The sequence below is a fragment of the Rhizobium sp. BK212 genome, from assembly GCF_014197475.1.
Classification (GTDB): domain Bacteria; phylum Pseudomonadota; class Alphaproteobacteria; order Rhizobiales; family Rhizobiaceae; genus Rhizobium; species Rhizobium anhuiense.
On record NZ_JACIFS010000004.1, the window covers coordinates 16,401 to 42,521 of the forward strand.

The 26,121-nt window shown below is 60.3% G+C and carries 27 protein-coding genes; 19 read left to right on the forward strand and 8 right to left on the reverse strand.

Going from position 1 to position 26,121, the window contains the following annotated elements; all coding sequences use genetic code 11:
- Positions 1-115 precede the first annotated feature (115 nt).
- Complete coding sequence (locus tag FHT79_RS14715) at positions 116-517, forward strand: hypothetical protein (protein ID WP_246714018.1); 402 nt, start codon at positions 116-118, stop codon at positions 515-517.
- A 61-nt stretch (positions 518-578) separates the two neighbouring features.
- Here FHT79_RS14715 and FHT79_RS14720 read toward each other — a convergent pair whose 3' ends face one another.
- A complete protein-coding gene (locus FHT79_RS14720) occupies positions 579-1,331 on the reverse strand; it encodes a cyclic nucleotide-binding domain-containing protein (protein ID WP_028757963.1) in 753 nt (250 codons plus the stop codon).
- A 127-nt stretch (positions 1,332-1,458) separates the two neighbouring features.
- On the opposite strand from FHT79_RS14720, the gene FHT79_RS14725 reads away from it, so the two are divergent.
- The 5 genes from FHT79_RS14725 to FHT79_RS14740 all read left to right on the forward strand — a co-directional run bounded on the left by FHT79_RS14725 (position 1,459) and on the right by FHT79_RS14740 (position 5,621).
- The gene (locus tag FHT79_RS14725) at positions 1,459-2,184 is read left to right on the forward strand and encodes a response regulator (protein ID WP_028757964.1); all 726 of its coding nucleotides are present in this window, start codon (positions 1,459-1,461) and stop codon (positions 2,182-2,184) included.
- Between the two features lie 268 nt (positions 2,185-2,452).
- Positions 2,453-3,526 carry an alcohol dehydrogenase AdhP gene (gene adhP, locus FHT79_RS14730; protein WP_028757965.1) on the forward strand — a complete coding sequence of 358 codons (1,074 nt, stop codon included), beginning with the start codon at positions 2,453-2,455 and terminating at the stop codon, positions 3,524-3,526.
- A gap of 243 nt (positions 3,527-3,769) precedes the next feature.
- Positions 3,770-4,492 (forward strand): CBS domain-containing protein, encoded by a 723-nt coding sequence (locus FHT79_RS14735; RefSeq protein WP_028759093.1) that lies wholly within the window; start codon positions 3,770-3,772, stop codon positions 4,490-4,492.
- Positions 4,493-4,507: 15 nt separating this feature from the next.
- The gene (locus FHT79_RS32400; protein WP_280178100.1) at positions 4,508-4,633 is read left to right on the forward strand and encodes a hypothetical protein; all 126 of its coding nucleotides are present in this window, start codon (positions 4,508-4,510) and stop codon (positions 4,631-4,633) included.
- A gap of 16 nt (positions 4,634-4,649) precedes the next feature.
- Entirely contained in the window at positions 4,650-5,621 is a 972-nt protein-coding gene (locus tag FHT79_RS14740) for an ABC transporter ATP-binding protein (protein ID WP_028759092.1), read from the forward strand.
- Between the two features lie 101 nt (positions 5,622-5,722).
- Here the strand turns inward: FHT79_RS14740 and FHT79_RS14745 are convergent, their stop codons facing one another.
- Positions 5,723-7,213 (reverse strand): acetyl-CoA hydrolase/transferase family protein, encoded by a 1,491-nt coding sequence (locus tag FHT79_RS14745; protein WP_028759091.1) that lies wholly within the window; start codon positions 7,211-7,213, stop codon positions 5,723-5,725.
- A gap of 263 nt (positions 7,214-7,476) precedes the next feature.
- Between FHT79_RS14745 and FHT79_RS14750 the strand changes: the two genes are divergently transcribed.
- The 4 genes from FHT79_RS14750 to FHT79_RS14765 all read left to right on the forward strand — a co-directional run bounded on the left by FHT79_RS14750 (position 7,477) and on the right by FHT79_RS14765 (position 12,160).
- Positions 7,477-8,124: a BON domain-containing protein gene (locus FHT79_RS14750; protein ID WP_063473405.1), complete on the forward strand. Its 648-nt coding sequence runs from the start codon at positions 7,477-7,479 to the stop codon at positions 8,122-8,124.
- Between the two features lie 66 nt (positions 8,125-8,190).
- Positions 8,191-8,490, forward strand: a complete 300-nt coding sequence (locus tag FHT79_RS14755; protein WP_063473404.1) for a hypothetical protein — start codon at positions 8,191-8,193, stop codon at positions 8,488-8,490.
- Positions 8,491-8,912: 422 nt separating this feature from the next.
- A complete protein-coding gene (locus FHT79_RS14760) occupies positions 8,913-9,428 on the forward strand; it encodes an Hsp20/alpha crystallin family protein (RefSeq protein ID WP_183903563.1) in 516 nt (171 codons plus the stop codon).
- 101 nt (positions 9,429-9,529) lie between these two features.
- On the forward strand, positions 9,530-12,160 hold the full coding sequence (locus FHT79_RS14765) for an HAD-IC family P-type ATPase (RefSeq protein WP_246714021.1): 2,631 nt from the start codon (positions 9,530-9,532) through the stop codon (positions 12,158-12,160).
- Between the two features lie 86 nt (positions 12,161-12,246).
- Here the strand turns inward: FHT79_RS14765 and FHT79_RS14770 are convergent, their stop codons facing one another.
- Positions 12,247-13,230 (reverse strand): zinc-dependent alcohol dehydrogenase family protein, encoded by a 984-nt coding sequence (locus FHT79_RS14770; protein WP_183903567.1) that lies wholly within the window; start codon positions 13,228-13,230, stop codon positions 12,247-12,249.
- 202 nt (positions 13,231-13,432) lie between these two features.
- Between FHT79_RS14770 and FHT79_RS14775 the strand changes: the two genes are divergently transcribed.
- From FHT79_RS14775 to FHT79_RS14785, 3 genes are all read left to right on the forward strand, one after another.
- Positions 13,433-13,864 (forward strand): DUF3775 domain-containing protein, encoded by a 432-nt coding sequence (locus FHT79_RS14775; RefSeq protein WP_183903569.1) that lies wholly within the window; start codon positions 13,433-13,435, stop codon positions 13,862-13,864.
- Positions 13,865-13,956: 92 nt separating this feature from the next.
- On the forward strand, positions 13,957-15,219 hold the full coding sequence (locus tag FHT79_RS14780; protein WP_047617626.1) for a DUF4010 domain-containing protein: 1,263 nt from the start codon (positions 13,957-13,959) through the stop codon (positions 15,217-15,219).
- Positions 15,216-17,075: a heavy metal translocating P-type ATPase gene (locus FHT79_RS14785; RefSeq protein WP_183903571.1), complete on the forward strand. Its 1,860-nt coding sequence runs from the start codon at positions 15,216-15,218 to the stop codon at positions 17,073-17,075. The genes FHT79_RS14780 and FHT79_RS14785 overlap by 4 nt, the downstream gene beginning before the upstream one ends.
- On the opposite strand, the gene FHT79_RS14790 is transcribed toward FHT79_RS14785, so the two are convergent.
- Positions 17,076-17,897: a universal stress protein gene (locus tag FHT79_RS14790; RefSeq protein WP_183903572.1), complete on the reverse strand. Its 822-nt coding sequence runs from the start codon at positions 17,895-17,897 to the stop codon at positions 17,076-17,078. It lies immediately after the preceding gene.
- A 131-nt stretch (positions 17,898-18,028) separates the two neighbouring features.
- Here FHT79_RS14790 and FHT79_RS14795 point away from each other — a divergent pair, with 131 nt between their 5' ends.
- Both FHT79_RS14795 and FHT79_RS14800 read left to right on the forward strand, forming a co-directional pair.
- The gene (locus FHT79_RS14795; RefSeq protein WP_183903574.1) at positions 18,029-18,853 is read left to right on the forward strand and encodes a universal stress protein; all 825 of its coding nucleotides are present in this window, start codon (positions 18,029-18,031) and stop codon (positions 18,851-18,853) included.
- A gap of 120 nt (positions 18,854-18,973) precedes the next feature.
- Positions 18,974-19,438: a pyridoxamine 5'-phosphate oxidase family protein gene (locus tag FHT79_RS14800; RefSeq protein WP_183903576.1), complete on the forward strand. Its 465-nt coding sequence runs from the start codon at positions 18,974-18,976 to the stop codon at positions 19,436-19,438.
- A gap of 41 nt (positions 19,439-19,479) precedes the next feature.
- Here FHT79_RS14800 and FHT79_RS14805 read toward each other — a convergent pair whose 3' ends face one another.
- Positions 19,480-20,313 carry a universal stress protein gene (locus tag FHT79_RS14805; RefSeq protein WP_097544487.1) on the reverse strand — a complete coding sequence of 278 codons (834 nt, stop codon included), beginning with the start codon at positions 20,311-20,313 and terminating at the stop codon, positions 19,480-19,482.
- A gap of 125 nt (positions 20,314-20,438) precedes the next feature.
- Here FHT79_RS14805 and FHT79_RS14810 point away from each other — a divergent pair, with 125 nt between their 5' ends.
- Positions 20,439-22,040, forward strand: a complete 1,602-nt coding sequence (locus FHT79_RS14810) for an MBL fold metallo-hydrolase (protein WP_183903578.1) — start codon at positions 20,439-20,441, stop codon at positions 22,038-22,040.
- The gene (locus FHT79_RS14815; RefSeq protein WP_047617335.1) at positions 22,040-22,405 is read left to right on the forward strand and encodes a hypothetical protein; all 366 of its coding nucleotides are present in this window, start codon (positions 22,040-22,042) and stop codon (positions 22,403-22,405) included. Before FHT79_RS14810 ends, FHT79_RS14815 begins: the two co-directional genes overlap by 1 nt.
- A gap of 113 nt (positions 22,406-22,518) precedes the next feature.
- Here FHT79_RS14815 and FHT79_RS14820 read toward each other — a convergent pair whose 3' ends face one another.
- From FHT79_RS14820 to FHT79_RS14830, 3 genes are all read right to left on the reverse strand, one after another.
- On the reverse strand, positions 22,519-23,343 hold the full coding sequence (locus tag FHT79_RS14820; RefSeq protein ID WP_029868358.1) for a universal stress protein: 825 nt from the start codon (positions 23,341-23,343) through the stop codon (positions 22,519-22,521).
- 150 nt (positions 23,344-23,493) lie between these two features.
- Complete coding sequence (locus FHT79_RS14825; RefSeq protein WP_183903580.1) at positions 23,494-23,799, reverse strand: hypothetical protein; 306 nt, start codon at positions 23,797-23,799, stop codon at positions 23,494-23,496.
- Positions 23,800-24,030: 231 nt separating this feature from the next.
- Entirely contained in the window at positions 24,031-24,267 is a 237-nt protein-coding gene (locus tag FHT79_RS14830; protein ID WP_097544485.1) for a DUF2798 domain-containing protein, read from the reverse strand.
- Between the two features lie 236 nt (positions 24,268-24,503).
- Here FHT79_RS14830 and FHT79_RS14835 point away from each other — a divergent pair, with 236 nt between their 5' ends.
- Both FHT79_RS14835 and FHT79_RS14840 read left to right on the forward strand, forming a co-directional pair.
- Positions 24,504-25,226: a YoaK family protein gene (locus tag FHT79_RS14835; protein ID WP_183903582.1), complete on the forward strand. Its 723-nt coding sequence runs from the start codon at positions 24,504-24,506 to the stop codon at positions 25,224-25,226.
- 67 nt (positions 25,227-25,293) lie between these two features.
- Positions 25,294-26,082 (forward strand): YdcF family protein, encoded by a 789-nt coding sequence (locus tag FHT79_RS14840; protein ID WP_183903584.1) that lies wholly within the window; start codon positions 25,294-25,296, stop codon positions 26,080-26,082.
- Positions 26,083-26,121 lie beyond the last annotated feature (39 nt).

Genomic DNA, 26,121 nt, shown 5'->3' on the forward strand with positions numbered 1-26,121 from the left:
GCCCCCAAGTTCCATGAGTTGCCGCACGGCAAATGATGTGGAGTTGACCGAGGTCAAAGTGTCTTTGTGCTGATCTCGTACCTTGAGAGGGAGCACCACTGGCCGGCAGCAGTTCATGCAACGCAGGCTCCTGCTCAACGGAGATGCCGGCTCAAAGGAGATGAAAGTGCCGCACGATGTCGTCACAGCAAGCCTGAATGCACGAGATAAGTCTGGGCGCATCGATGTGCGTTTCGGCGCAGACATGAAAACCGTCATTGTTTCCAGGCGCGCGCTGCTCTCCGTAGCCTCGCCACCTCGCGCAACCGAAGTCCGTTTCCTTCAATATGTCGACGCGTTCTGCGAAATCGCGGCGAACGGCCTCGGTTCAAAGGAGGCCGGCGGTGACGTGGTCATGATCACTGCAAATGATGTCCGCAGATGGCGTCGCGCGTGGCAATCGTCCGAAATGGCGGGGATACGAACCGCACATCGCTCGATGCCGCCGGACGCAGCGTCGTCAAAGCGCGTCGCATAAATTTGCGCCGCGCCGCTCGGCATTCCGGAAGTTTCATTCCGGCACTTTCGTCATTTCAGGATCATTGGCGTTGCCTTCCAGCGTAAGCGAGCAAGCCGCGTTCGTCGCCATCATATTCGTCATCGTCGCCGGAGAGTTGCACCAGCATTCCATATTTCACGATGCGAACGCAATGACGGCCGGCCGATACCAGGATCCCCTTGTTCGCCAGCTTCGTCATCATTCGCGATACGGTTTCGATCGTCAGGCCGAGATAGTCGGCAATGTCGAGCCGGGTCATCGGCAGCTCGACAATGGCATTGGACCGGCTATGGCCCGGGTCACGATGAAGCTGCTTCAGCAGGAAGCTGCAGACCCGCTCCTCGGCGTTCTTGCAGGACAGCAGCACCATCTGGTTCTGGGCGGCGGCCATCTCGTCGCGAAGGCGGGCAAAGACCTCTGGCCGCAGCGCCGGCGAGTTGCCGACTTCGGCCTCGAAAGCCTTGCGCGAGAGGCGGCGGACCCTGGTGTCGGTGATGGCTTCGGCGCTGTAGAGATAGTGGTTCTTCAAAGACACGCCGACGATGTCGCCAGCTTGCAGAAAGCCGGTGATGACCCGGCGGCCATCGGAGATGATCCTGAAGATGCGCAGGTTTCCTTCCACCACTTCGAAGAGGTGTTTGGCGGCGTCGCCCTCGAAGAACAGCGATTCCCCGGCTGCCAGACGTTCGACCGGCTGCTTGTTGAAAAGCGCCTGCAGGCAGCTCTGTTCGGAGCCGAGAAGCACCGCATTGGCGATTTCCAGCGCGTGATGAAAATTGGTTGTCTGCAGCATGACCGTTCCCTCTGTGCTGTCGATGAGGACAACTAACCCGACGCTGGTGACACGCTGATGCCACGCGTGTTAAAGACGGTGCCATTGGGTAACAGTCTGTAACAAGCAGCGGCTTGACGGATGGGCGATGGCAACACTTCAGCATGACGCGCATCTTCTCGTCGTTGACGACGATCCGCGCATTCGTCAGATGCTGACGCGCTATTTCGAGGGCGAGGGTTACACCGTCTCTTCCGCTTCTGACGGCATCGAGATGCGGGTACGCCTGCGTCAGCAGAGTTTCGATGCCATCCTGCTTGACCTTGTCCTTCCCGGCGGCACGGACGGGCTTGATCTTGCCCGCGAAATTCGCGCCCAATCCGATGTTCCGATCATGATGCTGACGGGCCGCGACGACGTCGTCGACCGGATCGTCGGTCTGGAAGTCGGCGCCGACGATTACATCGCCAAACCCTTCCATCTCAGAGAAGTCCACGCACGGTTGAAGTCGATCCTGCGCCGCCGGCAATCTTCGGCACGCAATGCCGAGCCGGTCAGCGAGGAGATCATCGGTTTCGAGGATTGGAAGCTCAATCTCAGCCGCCGGCAGCTTCTCGATCCCGACGGCGCGGAGATCGAGTTGACGACCGGCGAATTCGACATGCTGGCAACCTTCGTGCGGCATGCCGGCCGGGTGCTAACCCGTGACGTGCTGATGGATCTGACCCGGGGCCGAAACCTCGAAGCCTTCGACCGGACGATCGATGCCCAGATCGTCCGGCTGCGCCGCAAGATCGAAACAGATCCGAAGAGACCGCAATTCATCAAGGCCGTACGCGGCGTCGGTTACGTCTTTACTGCCAGGCTGGATTGACGAGTTCAGGACATGGTGACGCTTGCGGCGGCCACTTCCGTCGTCGTCCGCCGATGGTTTCATGAAGCAGTTGCATCGTCAGATGTTTTTGCGCACGGGATAGGATGACTCCGGCCCGCACTCCTCGACATATCGCAAGAGACGAGATCAAGCCGGCGTGCGCAATGTGCCATGAACGTCGTCAAGAACCGCTTTGCGATGAATCAATGCGCCGCCGGGCGCCGCCTCCATCATCCCCGCCGAACAAACATCGCGAAGGGATGAGATCATGATGAACAAACTGATGAAGGCCGCAGTGGTGCGCGAATTCGGCAAACCGCTCGCAATCGAATGCGTGCCGGTGCCTGTGCCCGGGCCGGGCGAAATTCTGGTGAAGGTCGTCGCATGCGGCGTCTGCCATACCGATCTGCACGCAGCCGAAGGTGACTGGCCTGTCAAGCCGACGCCGCCCTTCGTTCCAGGCCATGAGGCAGCGGGCATCGTGACCGCCCTCGGTCCCGGTGTCACTGATTTCAAGGAAGGCGATGCGGTCGGCGTCGCCTGGTTGCACGATGCCTGCCTTCGCTGCGAATATTGCGAAACCGGCTGGGAAACGCTCTGCGAACACCAACACAATACCGGCTACAGCTGCAACGGCGGCTTTGCCGAATATGTCATCGCCTCCGCCGCTTTCGCCGCCCGCCTTCCCAAAAATGTCGACTTCGCCGAGATTGCGCCGATCCTCTGCGCCGGCGTCACGACGTATAAGGGCTTGAAGGAAACCGAGGCGCGCCCAGGTGAGTGGGTGGCGATATCGGGGATCGGCGGGCTGGGCCACGTCGCGATCCAATATGCCAAGGCGATGGGCCTCAAGGTGGTCGCGCTCGACGTCGCCGCCGCCAAGCTCGACCTTGCCCGCCAGGTAGGCGCCGATCTCGCACTCAATGCGCTTTCCGAAGACACGATCGAGAAAGTGCTGAAGGTGACGAGCGGCGGAGCGCATGGCGTGCTTGTCACCGCCGTCTCGCCGCCCGCCTTCTCGCAGGCCCTCAGTATGGTACGCCGCAAAGGCACCATTAGTCTTGTCGGCCTGCCGCCGGGCAATTTCCCGACACCGATCTTCGACGTGGTGCTGAAGCGCATCACCGTGCGTGGTTCGATCGTCGGGACACGCCGCGACCTCGATGAAGCGCTCGCCTTCGCCGCAGAAGGTCGCGTCCGAGCCGAGATCGCCACCGCGCCGCTCGATGACATCAACGACATCTTTGACGGGCTGAAGGCGGGAACGATCGAGGGGCGCATAGTGCTCGACATCGCCGGACAGGCGAGCGCAGTCGCAACTCCGGGGCAGTCCGCGGCATAGCCGGCCGCTGCGCAGCGTTCCCGCCGGCCGAAGCGGCGGGGACACAGGCGGCGCGTCGCCCAATACCCTGTTCATCTGCCCGCGCCGTTTTCCTTGCCTTTTTGATTTTGACGCTGATCAAAGCATTTCGCTTTCATCGCAGTTACCTTCGTTCCACTGGTTTCGTCGGCAAATGCCGACGCGTTCGAAAGCTTCAGAGCGCCACCAGCATGATCCCAAACCTGTCTTTGTCAGGAGTTGAAAATGCTCGTTCAAGCCATCATGACCTCACCGCCGATCACCGTAACGGCATCCTGTTCCGTTGCCGACGCCGCGAAGTTAATGCTCGACAACAGGATCAGCGGCCTGCCGGTCGTTGATGCGAACGGAGCGCTCGTCGGCATCGTCAGCGAAGGCGATTTCCTGCGCCGCAGTGAACTGAACACGGAACGCAAGCGTTCCTGGCTGCTCGAATGGCTGACCAGCCCGGGCAAGATCGCCGACGAATATGTCCGCGCGCACGGGCGACGGGTCGAGGAAGTGATGACCGCCCCGGTCTCCGCGATCGCGCCAACCGCCTCGATCTCCGACGCCGTCAGGCTGATGGAGCGTCAGGATATCAAGCGCCTGCCTGTCGTCGCCAACGGCAGGCTCGTCGGCATCGTTGCCCGCTCCGACCTGCTGCGCGCACTCTCGCAAGCCCTGCCGGCCGCCGCCGTTTCCGCAAACGATGCGCAGATCCAGGCGGCGATCGACGCCGAGCTTGCCCGGCAGAGCTGGAGCCGTAACGGCTTCATCCATTGCCGGGTCACGAACGGCGTTGCCGAACTGAACGGCACCATCTTCGACGAACGCGAACGTCTCGCCGCGAAAGTCGCGGTCGAGAATGTCCCGGGCGTGACGTCGATCAAGGACCAGCTCGTCTGGGTCGATCCCTATTACGGCGTCGCAATCCCGCCGCCGGAGAGCGAGGCCAGACAGGCCTGAATTCGAGGGAAGATCATGGAACACCCGGCTCCCAACGTTCGCATGGCGCAACTGCTGGCCACCTCGATGCTCGCAACGTCGGCACCGTCCGTACTTCTCGTTGCCGACATGGAAAAACTCGTCGTCTCATCGGAAGGGTGAGGGGTCAGGACGTCAAATGCCGAAAAACCTGTTCGGTTTCGTGCTCCTCATGGGTCGCCATCATCAGATCGCGATCGCCGCCCTTTCGATCCTCCTCTTCCTCGCCGGTACGGCGCCGCTTGAGGTGCAAAGGCGCATCATCAACGCGGCCACTGGGGGCGCTTCCTACCAGGCCATCCTGATTCTTGTTTTCGCTTACCTCGGCCTCGCCCTGCTGGAAGGTCTGACAAAGCTGGCGCTGAACCTCTATCGCGGATGGATCGGCGAGGTCGCGATCCGCTGGCTTCGCATGGGCGTGCTCGCCGCATCCGAGTGCTCTCGCGAATCTCCCGTCGATGCGCTCGCCGAAGGTGTCCAGCTTTCGATCGTCCTGGCCGAGGCGGAACCCGTCGGCGGCTTCGTCGGCACCAGCGTTTCGGAGCCCCTCCTGCAGGCCGGCATCCTGATTGCGGTTGGCGGTTACATGATCTACCTGCAGCCGCTGATGGCGCTTGCCGTCGCCGTCGTCTTCTTGCCGCAGATCGGCTTCGTGCCGCTGATGCAAATGGCGATCAACCGCCGGGTCGAGACCAAGATCACGGTGATGCGACACGTCAGCGAGGGCATGGTTCGGCACGTCGTCACCAGCGATGCTCTCGATGCCCAGAGCGGCCGGGTGCAGCGGCTCTTCTCGACCAATATGAGCATCTACCGGATCAAGTTCACCATGAATTTTCTGATGAATCTGATGACGCAGGTCGGCTATGTCGGCATCTTCGCACTCGGCGGCTATTATGTCGTCACCGGCAAGACCGAGATAGGAACCGTCGTCGCGTTCATCTCCGGTCTGGCCAAGATCACTGATCCCTGGGGAGAACTGGTTGACTGGTATCGCGATCTCAAAGTCACTCAGGTCAAATACGCCCTGATCCGCGATGCGAGCGATGCCGCCACCACTTTGCGGGGCGAAGGCGTTTCCAGGGACGAAGTGCCGGCGCTGACGCGCTAAAGGCTTGAATCGCGGACAAGGTTGTCTGTTCGGGTGTCCGCCGCCTTCCCGATCTCGTTTCTACGAGTGTCACGGAATTTCTGAGGATGCCTTACGGCCACCTACGACAACATCCGTCCCGTTCGGCGCAGCTTATCGTGCCATCCCAAGGCTTCTTCGATCAGATGCGGCGTGTGCCCGCCGCGAAGCAGCGCCCGCCGATGATAATCCGCGAGTAGCTCGCGGTAGCTTGGGTGCACACAATTGGCAATAATGACTTTGGCGCGTTCCCGCGGCGCCAGTCCGCGAAGATCGGCAAGACCGATTTCGGTAACGAGGATGTCGACATCATGCTCGGTATGATCGACATGGCTGACCATCGGCACGACGCGTGAGATCGCCCCGTCCTTGGCAAGCGACTTTGTCACGAAGATCGACATATAGGCGTTACGGGCGAAATCGCCGGAGCCGCCTATACCGTTCATCATGTGTGTGCCGCCGATATGGGTCGAGTTGACGTTGCCGTAGATGTCCAATTCCAATGCCGTGTTGATCGCGATGATACCGAGCCGGCGGATGACTTCGGGATGGTTGCTGATCTCCTGCGGCCGCAGCACCAGCCGCTGCTTGTAATGCCCGATCTCGGAAAGCACGCTGCGATGCCTTTGCGCCGAGAGCGTCATGGAAGATCCGGAAGCAAAGGCGAGCTTGCCGGCATCGATCAGATCGAAGGTCGAATCCTGCAGCACCTCGGAATAGAGGGTGAGATCGTGGAAGGGCGTCGCGGTGAAGCCATGAAGCACCGCATTGGCGATCGTTCCGATGCCTGCCTGCAGCGGCTGCAGCCTTTCCGTCAGCCGGCCACGCCGCACCTCGTGCGACAGGAATTCTGTCAGATGGCCCGCGATCGCGTTGGTCTGCGCATCCGGCGGCTCCACCGTGGAGGCACTGTCGCTGCTTTGCGTGACGACGATTGCCGCAATCTTTTCCGCAGGGATAGGAATGAACGGTACGCCGATGCGGCAGTCGGGCGCCACGATCGGGATTGCCTCGCGGCTCGGCCGCTTGGTCGGAATGTAGACGTCGTGGAGTCCCTCGAGAGCTTCCGGCTGAGAGAGGTTGATCTCGACGATCACTTTCGGGGCGAGAATCGCGAAACTTGCCGAATTTCCGACGGAGGTGGTCGGCACGATGCCGCCATCTTCTGTAATCGCGGTTGCTTCGACGACGGCGACGTCGACTGGCGGGACTTGTCCGCTGCGCAGGGACTCGACGGTCTCGGAAAGATGCTGGTCGATGAACATCACCTCGCCGGCATTGATCGCCTCGCGCATGACCGGGTCCGATTGGAAAGGCATGCGCCGCGCGACGGCATGCGCCTCGACGAGGGTTCGATCGAGATTGTGGCCAAGCGAGGCGCCAGTCATCAGCGTAATCCTCAGCGGATCGCGCCTTGCCCTTTCCGCCAGCGCCAGCGGCACGGCCTTGGCCTCGCCGGCCTGCGTAAAGCCGCTCATGCCGACGGTCATCCCATTGGTAATCAGGAGCGCCGCTTCCTCGGCACCGACAATACGATCCCAGAGCTTCGCGCTGCGGAGACGGTTTCTGAACATAGCGAGCGATCCTCAATGCGACATTGGAACGGGGAGGTTGATGTCCCTGACGGCGTCTCGGCCGTCATGTCATTCTGGCGGCGTAGCGGCCTTGCACATTGACACGGCTCAAAAACCTGACGGGGATCGTGCGGGGGACATGGCGATACCTTCGCCGGCGTCACAAAACTCTTGGAATTCGCTTTATTGACCCGGATCAACGACGTCCCGGCTATTGCGGCCTATCGCTGTTCATGTCGATGAAACCAAGTGGAGAGAAGGCTATGAACAACATTGCGTTGAGACAGGCCATTCTGGACGAACTCGAATTCGAGCCAAGTGTCGATGCGGCCAATATTGGCGTGGCCGTTGATAATGGCATCGTTTCCCTCACCGGACATGTCCGCACGTATTCGGAGAAGGAGGCGGTCGAGCACGTGGTCAAACGCGTGAAGGGGGTTCGCGGCATCGCCCAGGAAATCGAGGTTCGTATCTTTGGCGCTCGCATCACCGACGACGACGATATCGCGCAGCGGGCGGTAAAGATGATCGACTGGAATGTCTGCATCCCGAAGGAAGCGGTGCAGGTGCGGGTCCTCAAGGGTTGGGTAACCTTAACCGGCGCGGTCGAGTGGCAATATCAGAAGGACGCTGCGTCAGATGCCGTCAAAGACCTGGCCGGCATTGTCGGCCTCTCGAATCTGGTCGAGGTTAGACCCAAGGCCAGCGCGGCCAACGTCAGGAAACGCATCGAGGATGCTTTCGAGCGCGATGCGGAGTTGCAGGCCGAGGCAATCCGAGTCGATGTTTCCGGCGGCAAAGTGACGCTGAAAGGCAAGGTCAGGACCTGGGCAGAACGACGCGCTGCCGAGCGAGCCGCTTGGTCGGCGCCCGGGATCACCACACTCGATGATCAGCTCTCGGTCGGTTGATCGACGTCTGACATCGATGGCGGCCCCCTGGCCGCCATCGGAGCGCTGAAACAGGTTATATTTGTCATGGACACGATACCCACCCGGACGGGAGAAGCACTGCTTGCGGCGGCGGGCAGCCCTCCGCCCTATCATTCCGACCGTGATTTCCGGCTTGAGCGAAGCACGGATGATGAATGGCGAATCGTCATTCTGTCGGCCCGCGCCCGAGCGTGGGTCCACGAACAGTTCTGTGGTCCGCTATGCCAATGTCTGGGTGACAGCATCGCCCTCGACATGCTGAGCGCCGATCGTTTTCTCAAGCAAGCGCACGATCAGGGCCTTCGAACGGAGTTCGTTGGGCGAAGCGGCAAAGATCTGTACTGATCAATGAAGAAGATCACTGTCTGATGCGGAAGAAAAGCTGTCGCTGTCGTCTGAACCGTTGACGGCAAAGCCGAAACCGGCGCCCGCGAAGGTTCTCAACACTTGCTCGCGAGAGAGCGTTTTCGCAAATTTCCTTGCCCAGAGGCACCGTCCTGCGCACCGGCGCCGTGCGATGTTGGCTCGTCCCGATCCACCTGCCTCAAAGCCTCGTGTTGCACCTATGCATGGGCGATTTTGCTCTGCCGTCTCACGGAGATTGCCCGGGCATCGCGGCGAAACACACATTGACGGCGATCAATGCCGCGTTGCCCGTTATCGGCTTTGATCGGTCCGTTGCCGAACGCGAAGTTCGGTTATTGCGGCGATCGTCTGCCGACCCCGCCGCGAAACGGTCCCACACGTTACGACAGAGGAGCAAGAACATGGCCAACACAGCCACCAAACTGCCGATCAAGACCGATGAGAAGAACAAGACCCCGCAGAGGGGCCTTTCCACCTTCGAGAGCCTGCGCTCGGAGATCGATCGGCTCTTCGACGATTTCACGCCGAGCTTCTGGCATCGCCCCTTTTCGAGACTGTCCTTCGACAAGGCGCTCTCGACGATCGTCTCTCCGGCCGTCGATCTCGTCGAGAGAGACAATGGTTATGAAATCACGGCTGAACTGCCGGGTATCGACGCCAACAATGTCGACGTGAAAGTCACAAACGGCATTCTCGCCATCACGGCCGAAAAGCAGGAGACCAAAGAGGAGAAGGACAAGGAGTATCATCTTTCCGAACGCCGTTACGGCGCCTTCCACCGCGCATTCCAGCTTCCGCCGAGCGTCGACAGCGCCAAGATCGATGCGTCTTTTGCCAACGGTGTGCTGACGGTAAAGCTGCCGAAAAGCAACGACGCCCTGAAGAGCGAACGCAAGATCCCGATCAAGGCGGGCTGACTCTTCCGATGCGGGCGCGCCGTAACGGCGCGCCCTCTCTTGGGACGATTTCCTTGATGAAGATCAAGGCGAGGCTGCCGGACATCCCGTCCTATGAGGGCATGAACCACGCCGCTCAAATCCGCTGCGATGAGACAGGGCTTTCGCAAGCCGAAGCCGAAGCGCTGCTGCGTCGCTTCGGCCGCAACGAGTTGCCGAAATCAATTGCTCCCGGCTTCCTGCTCGTCTTCGCGCACCAGTTCCTGAGCCCGCTGATCTACATCCTGATCTGCGCCGCGGCGGTTTCCGCCATTGTCAGCGACCTAAAGGACGCGGCCTTCATTGCGGTAGTCCTCATTCTCAACGGCGCGATCGGCGCTTTCCAGGAATACTCGGCCGGCAAGGCTGCCGCTGCCCTGCGTAATCTCGAACAGCCCAGCACGCTGGTGATCCGCGATGGAATGCAGCAGACCATTGCCGCAACCGACCTTGTTCCGGGAGATCTTCTCGTGCTGGAATCCGGTAGGCGCGCGCCGGCCGATCTCACGCTCTTCGCCTGCGACGACCTTCAATGCGACGAATCCCTGCTGACGGGAGAATCCGTGCCGGTGCGCAAGTTCGCAAACGGCAGCGGCTCCTCCCAGGTCTTCGCCGGAACCATGATCGTCAGAGGGCGCGGTCGCGGCCGCGTTTCGGCGACAGGGTCGGCCACCGAACTCGGCAGGATTGCAACCAGTATCGGCGAAAGATCACGTTCGCAGCCACCGTTGCTGATCCGGCTTGAGTATTTCTCGCGCAACATTGCCTACTCGGTCGCCGTTGCCACGGCCTTGCTTCTTGCTGCCGGCCTGGCGCGGGGCCTTTCACTTCACGATCTTTTCCTGATGAGCGTCGGTCTTGCCGTCAGCGCGATTCCCGAAGGTTTGCCCGTCGCCATCACCGTTGCGCTGGCGATCAGTATGCGCCGCATGTCGAAGGCCAATGTCATTGTCCGCAACATGACGGCCGTTGAAGCGCTCGGCTCGTGCACGATGATTGCCACCGACAAAACCGGCACCCTGACCATGAACGAGTTGACGGTGACGGAAATGATCCTGCCGGAAGGAACCCGCCTCTTCTTCGACGCCGGCCATGACCTCGATCGCTGCGAGTTGCACGCACCCGGCGTCACCCGCGAAGTTGCTGCCGAAAGAGCCTTTTCGCTGCTGAAGGCTGCCGCCCTGCCGAATGAGGCGACCCTTCAGCAGCAAGCTGATGGCTGGAGCGGCACCGGCGACACAGTCGACATCGCACTGCTGGCGGCGGCCCGAAAGGCCGGCATCGATCACAGGCATCTGCGCGCCGATTTTCCCGCCCTCAGCGCCATTCCCTATGAGCCGGACCTGCGTTATGCCGCCTCCTTCCACGATGCGGAAGACAGCGTCCATGTCTTCGTCAAGGGCTCGCCCGAGACGGTGCTCGCCATGGCCGATCGAATGGACACAGGCAAGGGTTTCGTCGCTCTCGACAAGGCAGCGCTGATCAAACAGAAGGAAGAACTTGCCGGCCGCGGTCTGCGCGTGCTCGCCTTCGCCTATGGCGAGATGGCAGCGGCTTCCGACGACATCTATGGCCGCCATCATCTCGTCAACCTCGTCTTTCTGGGCTTCGTCGGTATGAAGGATCCGATCCGGCCCGAAGTACCCGATGCCATTCGTCGCTGCCGCACCGCGGGCATCGCGGTCGCCATGATAACCGGCGACGATCCCCGCACGGCGACCGCCATCGCCGCCGAAGCCGGCCTGGATTTCGAGGACGACCAGATCGCAACCGGCGCCGAAATCGCCAAAGCGGAGCAGGAGGGGCCGGCGATCCTCGATGCTTTGACCGCCCGCACGCGGCTCTATGCGCGCGCGCAACCGGCACAGAAGCTTTCGATCGTGCTGTCGCTGGCGCGGCAGGGCCATTTCGTCGCCATGACCGGCGACGGCGTCAACGATGCGCCGGCGCTGAAACACGCCCATGTCGGCGTTGCCATGGGTCGCAAAGGCACGGATGTCGCCAAGGACAGCGCCGACATCATCATCACCGACGACAATTTCTCCTCCGTCGTCGCCGGTATCGGCGAGGGCCGGGTCGCCTATGCCAATATTCGCAAGGTGATCTTCATGCTCATCTCGACCGGGGCGGCTGAAGTGCTGCTCTTCATGCTGGCAATTCCGCTCGGCCTGCCGATGCCGCTGCTGCCGGTGCAATTGCTGTGGTTGAACCTGGTCACCAACGGCATCCAAGATGTCACGCTCGGTGCCGAAAAGGCCGAAGGCGACGAATTCTGCCGTCCGCCATGCAAGCCCTCGGAACCGATCCTCGACCGGCTGATGTTGCGCCGTGTGCTGCTTTCCACCCTCGTCATGGGTCTTGGTGGTTTTGCCATCTTTTACTGGCTGCTGCTGAACGGCTATTCGGAAGGGGCGGCTCGCAACATGCTGCTCCTGCTCTTCGTCCTCTTCGAGAACGTCCAGACCTGCAACAGCCGCTCGGAATATCAGTCTCTCTTCAGGCAAGGTTTTGGCGGTAACCTGCTCCTGCTTGCCGCTGTGCTCGTCGCCCAGGCGGTCCACATGCTCGCTATGCACCTCCCCTTCCTCAGCGACATACTCTCCCTGCAACCGGTATCTCCTAGCGAATGGGCAACGCTTCTGGCGCTCGCCTGCGCTCTGCTTGCGGTCTCCGAGGTGGACAAATGGTGGCGCAGGCAGCACCGCGACAACTGACGACAAGACGCGGCGGCCCGCCATGGCGATAAATGGCGTGCGCCCGTGAAATCCCATCATGCAGTGGCCAGCGATGACTCATCGGCTCAGGGCTTCAAGACAGCCGCCCCGCTCAATCGGCCGGCACGCAGGTCGTGGAGCGCCGTATTGGCTTCGGCAAGCGGATAGACGGTCGTGTGGGTCCTGACGCCTGCCTGTCGGGCAATGGGGAAGAATTCCTCCGCATCTTCACGCGTCAGATTTGCGACCGAAACAACGCTTCGCTCCCCCCAGATCAGCGCATAAGGCATGGCCGGAAGCTCACTCATGTGGATACCTCCGCAGACGACCCTTCCGCCCTTCCGCACCGCCTTCAGTGCAGCCGGTACGAGTTCGCCGACAGGTGCGAAGATGATTGCGGCGTCGAGCATGACAGGCGGAGCCTCATCCGAACCCCCTGCCCAGGCAGCGCCAAGGCCGAGCGCAAAACCTTGCGCTGCAGCGTCGCCGCTGCGTGAGAAAGCGTAGACCTGGCGGCCCTGCCAGCGGCATATTTGCGCGATGATATGTGCGGCTGCGCCAAAGCCGTAAAGCCCGATCCGGGCGCCGTCTCCAGCCTTCTTCAGCGAGCGCCAGCCGATCAGTCCCGCGCATAACAGCGGCGCAAGAGCGACCGGATCGTCCTCGCTGTCGAGCGCAAATGCGTAAGCTGCATCGGCAACGACATGGGTGGCAAAACCTCCGTCGCGCGTATAGCCGGTAAATTGCGGCTGGTCGCAGAGATTTTCCTCTCCGCTGCGGCAGAACGAGCAGCGGCCACATGTGTGGCCGAGCCAGGGTACGCCGACCCTTTGCCCTATGCGTGACGCCGCGACACCTTCTCCGACCGCCTCGACGACGCCGACGATCTCATGGCCGGGAACAAGGGGGAGCTTCGGGTTCGGAAGATCGCCGTCACAGACGTGAAGATCCGTCCTGCAGACGGCGCAGGCTTCGACCTTCAACATCAACTGGCCTTTGCCCGGCGCGGGATCGGCGCGCTCCACCAGACGTAAAGGGGTCCCGATCGCCTCCAAAATCATCGCCTGCATCAGCGTCTCCTCATTTCGCAAACCGTTACGGTCTTGAAAACGCGACGATCGGCATGGACGAGCGTCAAGCCTACGTCCTGCCCATTCTCGTTCGCCGTTTTCGTCATGTGACGGTGGGGTAGATTGATCCTTCTCAATGCAACGGCAGCCCGATGTCACATGGTATATAATTGAAATGAAATATTGGGCGCGGAGGCCACTTATGAATGACCCTGTGAACGAGGCATGGATGCCGAGCATTTCCCCGGAGACCGTCCGCTATCTCATCCTCAAGGCTAAGGAGTTCGACGTCAAGGATGTCGTCACCGAGCCGGATCCGGGCTCGAACCCGAGCGACGACAACATGATCGGAGTGCTGGAAGATCATGACGACGATCCCGTCGAGACCGAACTCAGGAGTGCAATCTGGGCTCTCAACGAAGACGAACAGATCGATCTGGTCGCCTTGGCGTGGCTCGGTCGAGACGATGGGAATGTCGGTGATTGGGATGAGCTTCGCAGCCGAGCAGCGGATGCGCACAATAGACGCACAGCGGCCTATCTTCTCGGCACGCCTCTCCTGCCGGATTATCTCGAGGAGGCGCTCGACCAGTTCGGTGAGACGTCCACAAACGATGCGCTGGGCCGGCTCTGACATTGCCGGCGCATGATACGAAATGAACGGCAACGACATAGACGGCGCAGGTACCTTCCGCGATGGATGGACCGGCACGTCTGGACCATCAGATGATGACATCATTGGTAACGACAGAAGCATTCCAGCGCCTCAGCCTCGCGCTTGCGATCGGCATCCTGGTCGGTATCGAGCGCGGCTGGCAGGATCGTGAGGCCGCGCCAGGCAAAAGGGTGGCGGGAATCCGCACCTATGGCCTGTCAAGTTTCCTGGGCGGCTTCTGCGGTTTCCTGCAGCCCGTCACAGGGCCAATTCTGCCGACGGCTATCTTTGTTTCCTTTTGCGTCACAATCCTCGTTTTCAGCCGCATGCAGGCAACACATGACGAAGACTACAGTGCAACCGGCACGATTGCCGCAATAACGGTCTTCGCACTCGGTTTCGGCGCGGTCGTTGCAGATATGACGGCAACGGCAGCAAGCGCGGTTGCAATAACGGCCCTTCTCGCCGCGCGGGAACCCTTGCATGGATTTCTTCGGCGCCTGACCTGGCTCGAGCTGAGGGCCGCCCTGATCCTGCTGACGATGACGGTCGTCATCCTCCCGATCCTGCCCAATGAGCCGGTCGATCGTTGGCAGGCAATCAATCCCTTCGAGCTTTGGATGATGACGATCCTGGTGGGAACCTTTTCCTTTGCCGGCTATGTCCTGATCAAGATTGGCGGCGCCCGTGCCGGAATCCTGTTGACCGGCGCCAGCGGCGGTATCGTCTCGTCGACAGCCCTGACGATTTCCTTTGCCCGCCAGTCGATACAGATGCCCGCCCTCTCACCGCTGCTTTCAGCCGGAGCGATGCTGGCGGGAGCCGTTTCTCTCGCCCGGGTGCTTTTGATTTGCGGCCTCATTGCACCGGCCGTGCTCAGGGAGCTGGCTCCATCGCTCGCTCCCGCTGCCGTGATCTTCGCCATCGGAGGCGGCCTTGCCGCATCGTTGCGGCGCCCGGACGAGAGCACTGATTTTTTGCCGCGAAACCCGCTTGAGGTCATGGTCGTGCTGCGTTTCGCGCTTGTTCTCGCCGTCGTGACCGTCCTGACACGCTTGACCCTTATCGCCTTCGGAACCCAGTCATTGGTCGCCCTTGCGTTCATCACCGGACTGGGCGATCTCGATGCGATAACACTTGCCGTGGCGAAACTGTCATCCATCCAGGTGCCTGCAGATGCAGCCGCTCGCGCGATCGCGGTCGCGGCGTTCGCCAATATGCTTGCGAAGGCCGTTCTTGCGGCAAGTGTTGGGAGCATCGCCTATGCAATTCGTTTCGCGATCGCAGGCTGTGTCGCGACTTTTGCCGGGATTGCCGGCTTGGTTCTGGCATGAGTGCTTCTTCGCGTATCAATTACCGCCTCCCAATAACCTTCGCGGTTATTCACCCAATTTGGCCTCTTTCGCTCGCGGCTATCGCAATCACGGGCCTCATCGTCGGCGGTCTGTTGCGGTGGTGGCATGGCGATCTGCATTTCTGGTCCACCACCGCTCTGGTCAGCGCGACGATCACTGTCATCGTCGCGCTTTCTGTTGACGTCGCACTCAGTTTGAGGCGTGGCGATATCGGCCTGGATCTTATCGCGGCCCTGTCCATGACTGCTGCGCTCTGGTTTGGCGAATATTTTGCCGGCGCCATCGTTGCTGTCATGTATGCAGGCGGGCAGTTTCTGGAAAGCTTTGCTCAAGGGCGCGCAGAGAGCGGTATGAGCGAACTTCTGTCTCGCGCCCCCCGTAGCGCTGTTCGTGTCACCGCATCCGGCCTGTCCGAGGTTCCCATCGCGGCACTTGCCCCGGGAGACAAGCTGCTCGTCCGAAAGGGCGACGTGGTCCCTGTCGATGGCAAGGTTGTAGCCGGTCACGCGCTCTTGAACGAGGCGGCTCTCACCGGCGAGCCGTTGCCGGCGCGGCGGGAAAGCGGTGAATTGATCATGAGCGGGTCTTCCAATCTCGGCGATGCTTTTGAAATGATCGCCTCCGGCTCAGCAAGCGAAAGTACATATGCCGGAATAATCCGCATGGTGAGCCAGGCCCGAAACTCGAAAGCGCCAATATCGAGATTGGCCGACCGCTTCTCCCTCGCCTTCCTGGCGATGACCCTGGTGATCGCCGGCCTGGCCGCATGGTTGTCGGGTGATCCCACGCGGATTGTTGCAGTTCTTGTCGTCGCGACACCTTGCCCGCTGATTCTCGCCGTTCCCGTCGCACTCGTGGCGGGAATGTCGAAAGCTGCCCGTGCAGGCGTCCTGGTCAAAGGAGCTCATGTCCTCGAGGTCCTCGCGACCATCTCGGTCGTCGTCTTCGACAAGACAGGCACGCTGACGACTGGAGAGCCTGCTGTTGTCAGAATCGAGACCGATCGGGATGCCGAGGAGATTTTGCGTCTCGCGGCATCCGTGGATCAAGCCTCTGGCCACGTGATTGGTCAAACGATTGTCGAAGAAGCGAAGCGACGTGGCCTGAGGCTTGCCAAACCTGCCCAACTCGCAGAAGTGCCAGGAGAAGGCATCGAGGGATATGTGGACGGACGCAAGGTAGCCGTTGGCGGATGGGATTTCATTGCCGGCAAGACAAGGTCCGCCACTCGCCCTGGCCCGAAGGACAACAGCACGGTCACAGCCTATGTCGCGATCGATGACGCTCTCGCCGGTACGATCGTCATGGCCGACCCGGTTCGCAAGGATGCTGTCCCGGCGATCGCGGATCTTCGACGTTTGGGCGTCAAGCGGCTTAGCCTTGCGACCGGTGACAGGGCCGAAGTCGCGGACGCCGTCGGCCTTGCTCTTCGTCTTGATCAGATCAGTGCCGAGCTTGAGCCGGCCGAGAAAGTTCAGAGGGTGACGGCGGAAAGATCCTACGGGCGCGTCATGATGATCGGTGATGGCGTCAACGATGCACCTGCACTTGCTGCTGCCGACGTCGGTGTTGCCGTTGGCCGGCGCAATCTTGCCGCCGCCGCTGAAGCGGCGGATGTCGTGTTGCTGCGGGATGACCTGGGGCAGATTGGAACTCTGCTGCAAACCGCGCGGCGGTCCCGTGCGATCGCTCTTCAGAGTGTCGCTTGCGGTGTCGGTCTATCGGTGATCGCGATGGTTTGTGCGAGCCTGGGATACCTCACGCCTGTGCAGGGCGCCCTTCTCCAGGAGGTGATCGATGTTGCCGTGATCGGCAACGCACTCCGTGCTCTCTAGTTAGTGGCAAAAGAGAGCGGGCATTTCAAGGCGCGTCAACAGTGACCGTGTGACCCCACCCAGAACGAATTCGCGCAGCCGCGAATGACCGAACGCGCCGGCGACCAGCAAATCAGCTTTGCGTTCCAGCGCCGCAGCTTGGATGACGCCGGCTGACGGTTCTCCGTTCGCCTGGACGGCCGTGACATCGACGGCAAGGCCGGCCTTTCGAAGTGCAGCCGCAAGGTGGTCTCGCCTGCGCTCGTCAATCTGCTTGTCGTCCGTCACGGAAATCAGGACGACACGCGAAGCCTGTTCCAGCAGAAATCTGGCACCTGTCAGTGCCTGCGCGACGGTGGCTCCCCCATCCCAGGCGACGGCGACAGCATCGATCCGCCCGGAGAAATTGTCCGTGGGAAAAAGCAGGAGCGGTCTACCGCTTTCAAACAGCACGCTCTCGATCAGCGGTCTCATTATTTCGGATGCTTCCAGAATCGAAAGATCATATGCGCGCGACAGCTCGGCAAGAGCTTGGGCGACAAACGGTTGCCTCGCGTCGAATGGCTGGATCTCAACCTCGATCTCGGCTTGCTTCGCATAGTCACGCAGCGTCTGCCCGAGAACGGCGCCATTGTCTCTGCTGACGTGCTCGGCATCCGCACGCATTTTTTCCACGTCAAGAAATGACGGAAGTCGCGGTTGCACGGGTTCAATTCTGACCAACGGTATACTTGCCGTTAAATCAGCCTTTTGGTGAAGGGAAACAGCGACAGCATTCTGAAGGAGCGAAAAGGAGCTTGCGTCTGGATAGGTGACGAGGGGCAAATGAAATTGCGCTTTCATGGGTGATGTCCTCCCGATGATTGGAGCTAGCATCGCCTGTTCGTGCGGCCCGCGCTTTGACGAAAATCAAGGTGATAAATCGCAGAAGCGCGAGCATGATTTGAATGTCCTAACGAAGGAGGGAGCCAGCCATGACTTTCAAATCCATCCTTACGCATTTCGATATCGATGCCCAGCCCGATCATCGCTTCACCTTTGCGATAAACCTCGCTGAGCGTTGCAATGCTGAACTCGTCTGCATATCCGCGGCCCAGCCGTTATTCGTGATCGAGCCAAGCATCGGACCGACATCCGGAACCAAAATCATGCGTGAAGAGATGGAGGCGGTCGAGACGCGACAACGCGACCTGCACGAGCGGATCATGCGACATGCGCCGTTCAGGAACCACGTCTCCTGGCAGACAAAGGCTGCCGACCCGGCAACCTTTGTTGTTGAAAATGCACGAGCGGCCGACCTTATTGTCCTCTTTGATGTCGAGAAGGGTCAGGCACGCGATTACCGACGCACGGTTAACATACCGGACGTTTTGCTGTCGGCGGGCAGACCGGCGCTGCTACCTTCGGCCTCCCGGGCTCCTCTGGAAGCTCAGACGATTGTGATTGCCTGGAAGGACACGAAGGAATCGCGGCGGGCAATTGTCGACGCGATGCCTCTGTTGATCTTGGCGCAAGACGTGGTCGTCCTTTCGATCGAGGAGAGCCACCCGATCGATGAGCAAGCGCTGAATGATGTTGTTCGGTTTCTCTCCCGCCATGCGGTTCCAGCCCGGAGCATCATCGAGCCGCGACAGACAGGCGATGCAGGGATGACGATCATCGAAGCTGCAGATAGGTTGGCGGCAGATCTGATTGTCGCAGGCGCGTATAGCCACAATCGATTTCGGGAACGTGTCTTCGGAGGGATCACCCGCACGCTGCTCCATAACAACGCCATCAGCCGGCTTTTGTCGAATTAACCGGTACTCCAAGGCGGGGAGAGTCTCGCCTCTGTGGGAGTTTCAGTCATTGCGCTCCATCAACGACAGGGTGTGATCAGGTGGTAATATATGAACTTGTCGCGGCAAGGAGAGTTACCGATGAGCTACATCCTGAAAGACTTGACGCAAGCAGAATGCTTCGCCTTTCTTGAGCATTCCCGGTTTGGCCACCTGGCCTGTTGCAAGGATGACAAGCCCTACTTGGTGCCGATCTACTTCGCTTATGCAAAGGGTGTGATCTACAGTTTTTCCATGCCCGGCCGGAAGGTCGACTGGATGCGCGCGAACGAAAACGTCTGTCTGCAAATCGACCAGCATGGCGCGGGCAAGGGCTGGACGAGCGTCGTCGTCGATGGGCGCTTCGAAGAGTTTCCGGATACAGACCTTTGGCGCAATGAAAGGCTGCAAGCCTGGTCGTTGCTGCAAAAACACTTCGATTGGTGGGAAATCGGTGCCTTGAAGCCGCAGCCGCAGGCGCAGGCAACGGCCTCGGAGTCCGAGCACATATTTTACGGCATATTTGTCCGTGAGGTTACCGGTCGAACGGCGCTTTCCGTCGATTGAAAGCCGGGGGAGGACGCCCGGGATGAACCCGGGCGTCTTGCTCAATGGGCGAGGAACAGGGGAATTTTTGTTTCCTCCAGCATCGATCGCGTTACACCGCCAAAAAGACGCTGCTGAAGCCGGGGATGATTATATGCGCCCATGACGATCATGTCGGCAGCGACATCGGCGGCATGCTGGCGCAGCACCTCATCGACGCGGCGGCCGCCGCTTGCGACGCAATCCACATCAACTTTCACCCCGTGGCGTGCCAGAAAGGTGGCAACGTCAGCGCCTGGTTCTTCGCCATTCGCCGATGATGATGCCAGCGGATCGACGAGCGTGATATGCACCGATTCAGCAGCCTGCAGGAACTCGATCGACTGACGTGCCGCGCGCGAAGCCTCGTCGCTGGAGTCCCAGGCCAGCAGGATCGCTTTTGGAGCAAGCCCGACATTGGACTTTCTCGGGTTGATCAGCATCGGTGTCGGCGACCGGAACAGGGCACCATCGATAACCCTGCGCCGCAGTTCTTGGTCACGGGCAGCCTGAGGGCCGACCAGGACGAGATCGGCATAGAGTGCCCGCTCTGCAATATCTTCATCCGCCCAGGCGAATTCGGTGTAGATCTCCTGCACCTCGAAAGAGACCTCGCTCCTTGCGAGGACTGCTTTGATCTCGGAACTCTTATCGGCCAGGCGATCGATTTCGCGCTGACGTTCTTCGACCCAGACCGTCGAGACAACCTCGTAGGAACCGATAGGGGGCGCTGCGCCCATCGAAATCGCCATTGCGGTGAGATGGGCGCCGTGGGTTTCGCAAAAGTCGATGGCGCCCTTCAAGTCTTCGTCGAAGTGATTGACGCCGAGGACGCTCAAAACAGTTTTGATGGTCATGACCAGTTGCCTCTCTTGTTGGAATTGACCAACCCTAATCTCCCTTGCTCCCCCATTCATTGATCTGCCGCAAAGCGGTCGGTGTTCCCGCCGGCTAGGATGTGTAAACAATTGGGGGGCAGGCCATGTCAGATCCTGTTTTATATTTTCACGGTGCAGCCGGATCGGTGACCGGCTCCTGCTTTCTTTTGGACCATCGTGGTGTTCGGATCGTGATCGATTGCGGCATGTTCCAAGGATCGAAAACGGAGAAGGAGCTGAACTATCGTCCTTTCCCTTTCGAGCCGGCCGCCGTTGACGCTGTCATTTTGACCCACGCACATATCGATCATTCGGGCCTAGTCCCCAAGCTGGTGAAGGCCGGGTTTGCCGGACATATTTACTGTACCGCTGCCACCTTGGACCTGTGCGGGATCATGCTCCAGGACTCCGGCCATATCCAGGAATCGGAGGTCGAGCAGCTCAATCGCCGCAATCGCTGGAGATCACGCGACGCCATAGAACCAATTTACAACGCGGATGACGCACGAGTCGCGATGACGCAATTTCAAGCCGTCGCTCATAAGGAATGGCACGAGCTTCCTGGCCACCTCCGCTTCCGGTTCTGGGACGCCGGCCATCTTCTCGGCTCCGCATCCGTCGAAATCGAGCTTTCGGGAACGGATGAACCGATCCGAATGCTGTTTTCGGGCGATATCGGGCCTCAGCATAAATTGCTGGAGGCTGCACCCGAAGCGCCCCAGGGGTTCGACTATGTCATTTGCGAAAGCACCTATGGCGATCGCGAGCGGGACGAAGTTTCGGATGAAGCACGGCGCGGGCTGCTCCTTGAAATTGTGCTGAAGGCCCATCATCCAAGCGGCGCTTTGCTGATCCCGTCCTTTGCGGTCGAACGAACCCAGGAGCTTCTGGCTGATCTCAACATCCTGATGGACGAAGGCAGTCTGCCGCGCTGTCCGATCGCGATCGACTCGCCGCTCGCGTCGCGCGCCACTGCGATATTCAAGCGTTACGCGCGCGCCATGGCGAACGGAAATTTGCTGGTCAAAGCATTGAATTCGAAGAACGTGCGCTTCACGGAAACCGCCGAGCAATCGAAGGCGCTCGACCTTATCCGTGGCTTCCACATTATCATCGCGGCAAGCGGAATGTGCGAGGCGGGCCGGATTCGCCATCGGCTCAAGAACTGGCTTTGGCGCGATGAGGGCAGTGTTCTCATCGTCGGTTTTCAGGCGGAGGGAACGCTCGGACGTCTACTCCAAGACGGAGCGCGCACGGTCAGGATCCAAGGCGATGAAATCGTCGTGCGTGCAACCATTCACTCTCTGGAGGCGTATAGTGGTCATGCCGATGCGACCGAATTGATGCAGTGGGTGGCAGCGCGCAAACCGGTTCGAACAGGATTGTTCCTGGTTCATGGCGAAGATGCAGCGCGCGACCAGTTGAAATCCCGTTTGGCATTGGAGCAGCCGGATATCACGGTCCTTATCCCCTCGCTCGATGCTTGTTACCGCCTGACGCGGCAAGGCGCGGAACTCTTGGGCCCTGCTTCCCCGCGCCCGCGTCTTGCACCACAAGAGGTTGGCCATCCTGATTGGCACAATGAGTACCAGTCGATCGTTATCGACTTGGAAGAGCGCTTGCGCCGTCGACCTGATCGGAAGGGACGAGCGGTGATCCTGCGTCGGGTGAAAAGAGCGCTCGATGATGAAATGGGAGAACAATGATGTTGGTTACAGATCGTGACTGCCAGAGCGGAGGAGCGCGATTTGCCGTGCCGACGCTCGGCGAAATCGAAGGAAAACTTCTGGTTTCGGAAGTGGTCGCTACCAGCTGCCTGCGGCACCTTTTCGCTCACACGAACGATGCCGCTGTGCCTGCCATCAAACGCCGGATCAGACGATCGCTCGAAACCCGCTGCCAGGCGGAAAAGCTCTGCCACGATGATACGGAAGCGGCCGTGGAATATGCTTTTCAACTGGTGGAGGCGGCGGCCGAAGCGGCCGGCAGGAAGCGGACGGTTTCATCGAAACCTGGCGGCTGCGAGACGATTCGTCGGCTGAGGGCGATGCGTGGTCCTTCCGGTCGTTAGGTTGGAAGGGAGAATAACCGGCGTGCATATGTTCCATGCCTTCGACTGTTCTGGCGATACGAGTTCGGAGCCGTTTGCTCCGAATTCGATCGTTGAAGACGGCGTGCCAGTGCTCAATGCGACAGCAGGATAGGCAGGCTGATATTGGTCAGCACGGCTTGAGTAGCGCCGCCGAGCACGAATTCGCGCAGACGCGAATGGCCGAACCCGCCCATGACGAGAAGGTCTGCCCGCAATTCGAAGGCTTTGGTCTGCAGCACCTCTCCGACTGGTTCGCCGCGCGCACGCACGCGCGTCGCCTCCGCGACGACACCGCTCTTCAGCAGATTCTCCACCAGATAATCGCCGGTCTCGAATTCCACCGGCTTCTCGTCGATGACGGAAAGCAGGCAGACCTTGGAAGCCCGTTCCAGGAAAAACGAGGCATCATGTGCCGCCCGTGCGGCAGCGCGGCTGCCATCCCAGGCGATGGCGACGTGATCCATCCGGCCGCCGAAAGGTGCGGACGGATATAGGATGAGCGGCCGACCTGACGCAAACAGCACCGCCTCGACGATCGGACGGGAGATCCCGGCCGATTCCAGAAGCACGAGATCGTAGGCGCGCGATGCTTCCGAAAGGACCTCGACGACGAAAGGCTCCGCAGTCTTGATCTCGCGAGTGCGCACATCCACGGAAGCGCCTTTTGCCGCATCCACCGCCATCCGGGTCAGCGCCGAGGCACGCTTGCGGCTGAGCGCCCCGGCATCCCGCGCCATCTTCGCCGCATCGATGATCAGCGACGACAGGGCATTGGACACGTCGGGAACGGTAATCTCCACCGCACAGACGGTCAGCGTCGCCTGCATGTGGTGCGCAAGTGCGACGGCGTTGGCGATCATGAATTCCGAAGTCGCATCCGGATAGGTGAGGAGCGGAAGAAAGAGGTGTTGCTTCATGCTGATCTCCAAACGGAAAGAGGCGAGAGCTGATATTCGCCACACTCTCGCACCGCCCTGGAATTATGAATTGACGTACGTCAAAGATGGCGCCCTTCTGCGTGACGACGGTGTTGATCGACAGGCTTGCCGGCGCAAGCTATGGACCGATCAAGCTATGCTTGCCGGCTTGCTTTTGACATGCGCACTCTGCCGCCATGCAAGCAGATCGTCCGCGCCAATTCGGATGCGCCCATCCGGTTCGACGTCGCCGCAGTCATATTTCGCCGACGCAATCCGGCTGAACAAATCGATATTTTCCTGAAGCCGGCTTTCGTCGCAGCGTCGTGGTTCTGCGACCTCCTGAAGAGCTCCCCTGTCAATGACGACCATCTGATTTGCGCCGCCCGCATCCATCGTAAGCAACGCTTCCTCGCCGGACGACTTCATCATTCCACTGATCAGTTTTAATGGCATCACCCTATCTCCGGACCGATTGATCTCTTTGGAAAACCTGCCGCAGGAATGTTGTTGGACTGCGGGGGCAAGTTGCCGGACCTTATCCCTGCTCGAAAAGCATGCCTTGATACACATCAAAAGAGACGGCTTGCTGAACGAATGGCAAGGTCCTGCAGGGTGGGAGCTACGCGTGCGCGGCGGAAAGCTTCCGGCAGGCCGCTTGCGCGGCCCGCCGGCGCCTTGCGCTCCTCACGCCTCAACGATCACAGCCGTCAGCCGCTTGACCACCGGCAGCACGAGTAGCAGGACAGGAAATGCGATCGCCCAGGAGAGCAGCCATGCCGAGGGCCACATAGCAAGGGCAGGCGCGGTCAGGCCTTGGGCTCTCACGATGCTGATCGCCGAGACGACTGACGTCATCAGCAGCGAGAGGATGAACGGCATGATGATCGTATTGTAACGTTTAGGGAGTTTGCCTTTGAGCATTTCGATCTCCGTAAGGTGCCGATCAGACAATTGCGCAGCGCCGACCGGCGGGTTGCGCGTTGATTGACGTAAACGCTTACGGAGCTTCGATCTGAAGCAACGCCGTCTCTATGGCCGAAAATGTCTTGCCGTTCAAGTCCGCCTCACCTCCTTCCGATCGTCTTTGCCAATTCCTCAACGAAAGGAATTATCCTTGTTGCCGCAATCTCAGCGATTCGGCTCCAGGACCTCAGCCAATGACCAGAGCAAGACGCCGCCGCATCATCCGGACCAGACGAACCCTGACCGGGCTCGCCCTCGTCGGCTCGATTTCGTTTCTCGCCGGCATGACCGATGCAACCGGTCTTCTGCTCACCGGCGATTTCGTTTCCTTCATGACCGGCAATACGACGCGGGCCGCACTCGCCTTGAGTGAGGGCAATCTTTATCACGCGGCAGTCCTGGTCTCTGCCATCATCGTCTTCGTGCTCGGCAATGCGGCAGGCATCGTCATCTCTCATCTTTCGCAACGCCGCATCTTCGTGGTGCTTGGCTGCGTCGGCCTCGTCCTGGCGCTCGCCTCGATGATGACGGTGCAAAACATGCTCTTCGCGCGGTTCTACCTGATCGTTTTTTCCATGGGCATGGTGAACGCCGCCGTCGAGCACATCGAAGGCCTGCCGATCGGCCTGACCTATGTAACCGGTGCCCTGTCGCGCTTCGGCCGCGGGATCGGCCGCTGGATTATCGGTGATCGTCGTGTCGAATGGACGATCCAGGTCGTACCCTGGGGCGGCATGGTGCTTGGTGCAATCGTCGGCGCCGTCCTGACGCGGCTGACCGGAGCGCATGCGCTGTGGCTGGTCTCCCTCTTTGCCATGGCGCTGGCGCTTGTCGCCATGCTCATCCCGCGGCCGCTCCAGCGCCGCTTCAATCAGAAGATCCCGCCGCACGGATCGGCCGTGCGGCGCGCGAAATAGACCGTCGCATTCCTGTTGCCGTCGAATCGGATAGAAGGGACCGCCGCCAATCCTCAAGGAGTGGGTCTTGTTCCTGATTTCGAAGCTTGTCTGGATTTTTGCTCAGCCGCTGTCGCTGGCATTCTTCCTCGTCTTCTTGGCCCTCATTGCCGGCCTTCTGCGCTGGCGTATCTTAAGTATCCTCGGCGCAGCTGGTTCGGCCTTCATCCTTTTCGTTACGCTCTACACCACGGCTGGCAACCTCCTGATGCAGGGTCTCGAGCAGCGCTTCGCAAAGCCGGCCGCCGATCCCGACAACCTGCAATGCATGATCGTGCTCGGCGGCGCCTTCGAAAATGAGGTGAACACGGCGCGCCACGGCATAGAATTCAATGGCGGAGCCGACCGCTTCGTCGAAGCTCTGCGGCTCGCGCAAAAATTTCCGCAGTCGCGCATTCTGGTATCGGGCGGCGACGGCTCGATCTCGGGCATCTACGAAGGCGATGCGGCGGCATCCGAGCGGTTCTTCCCGCTCTTCGGCGTTGGCAAGGATCGCCTGATCGAGGAGAGACAATCGCGCACGACCTTCGAGAACGCCGTCAACACCAAGGAATTCCTGGCAAGCCAGGGGCTTTCCCATTGCCTGCTGATCACCTCGGGTTTTCATATGCCGCGATCCGTCGGCATCTTCCGCAAGCTCGGCATCGATATCGTGCCCTGGCCGACCGATTATCGCACCGACGGCCAGGTGAGACTTGGATTGGATTTCACCCAGCCGAACCTCAATGCCCAGAACTTGGCAACCGCCATCCGCGAATGGTACGGCCTGGTCGGCTATTATCTCGCCGGCCGCACGTCGGAACTTTATCCGCAATAGAGCGCCGCGCGTCCAACAGGACGCGCCAAGGACGCTCGA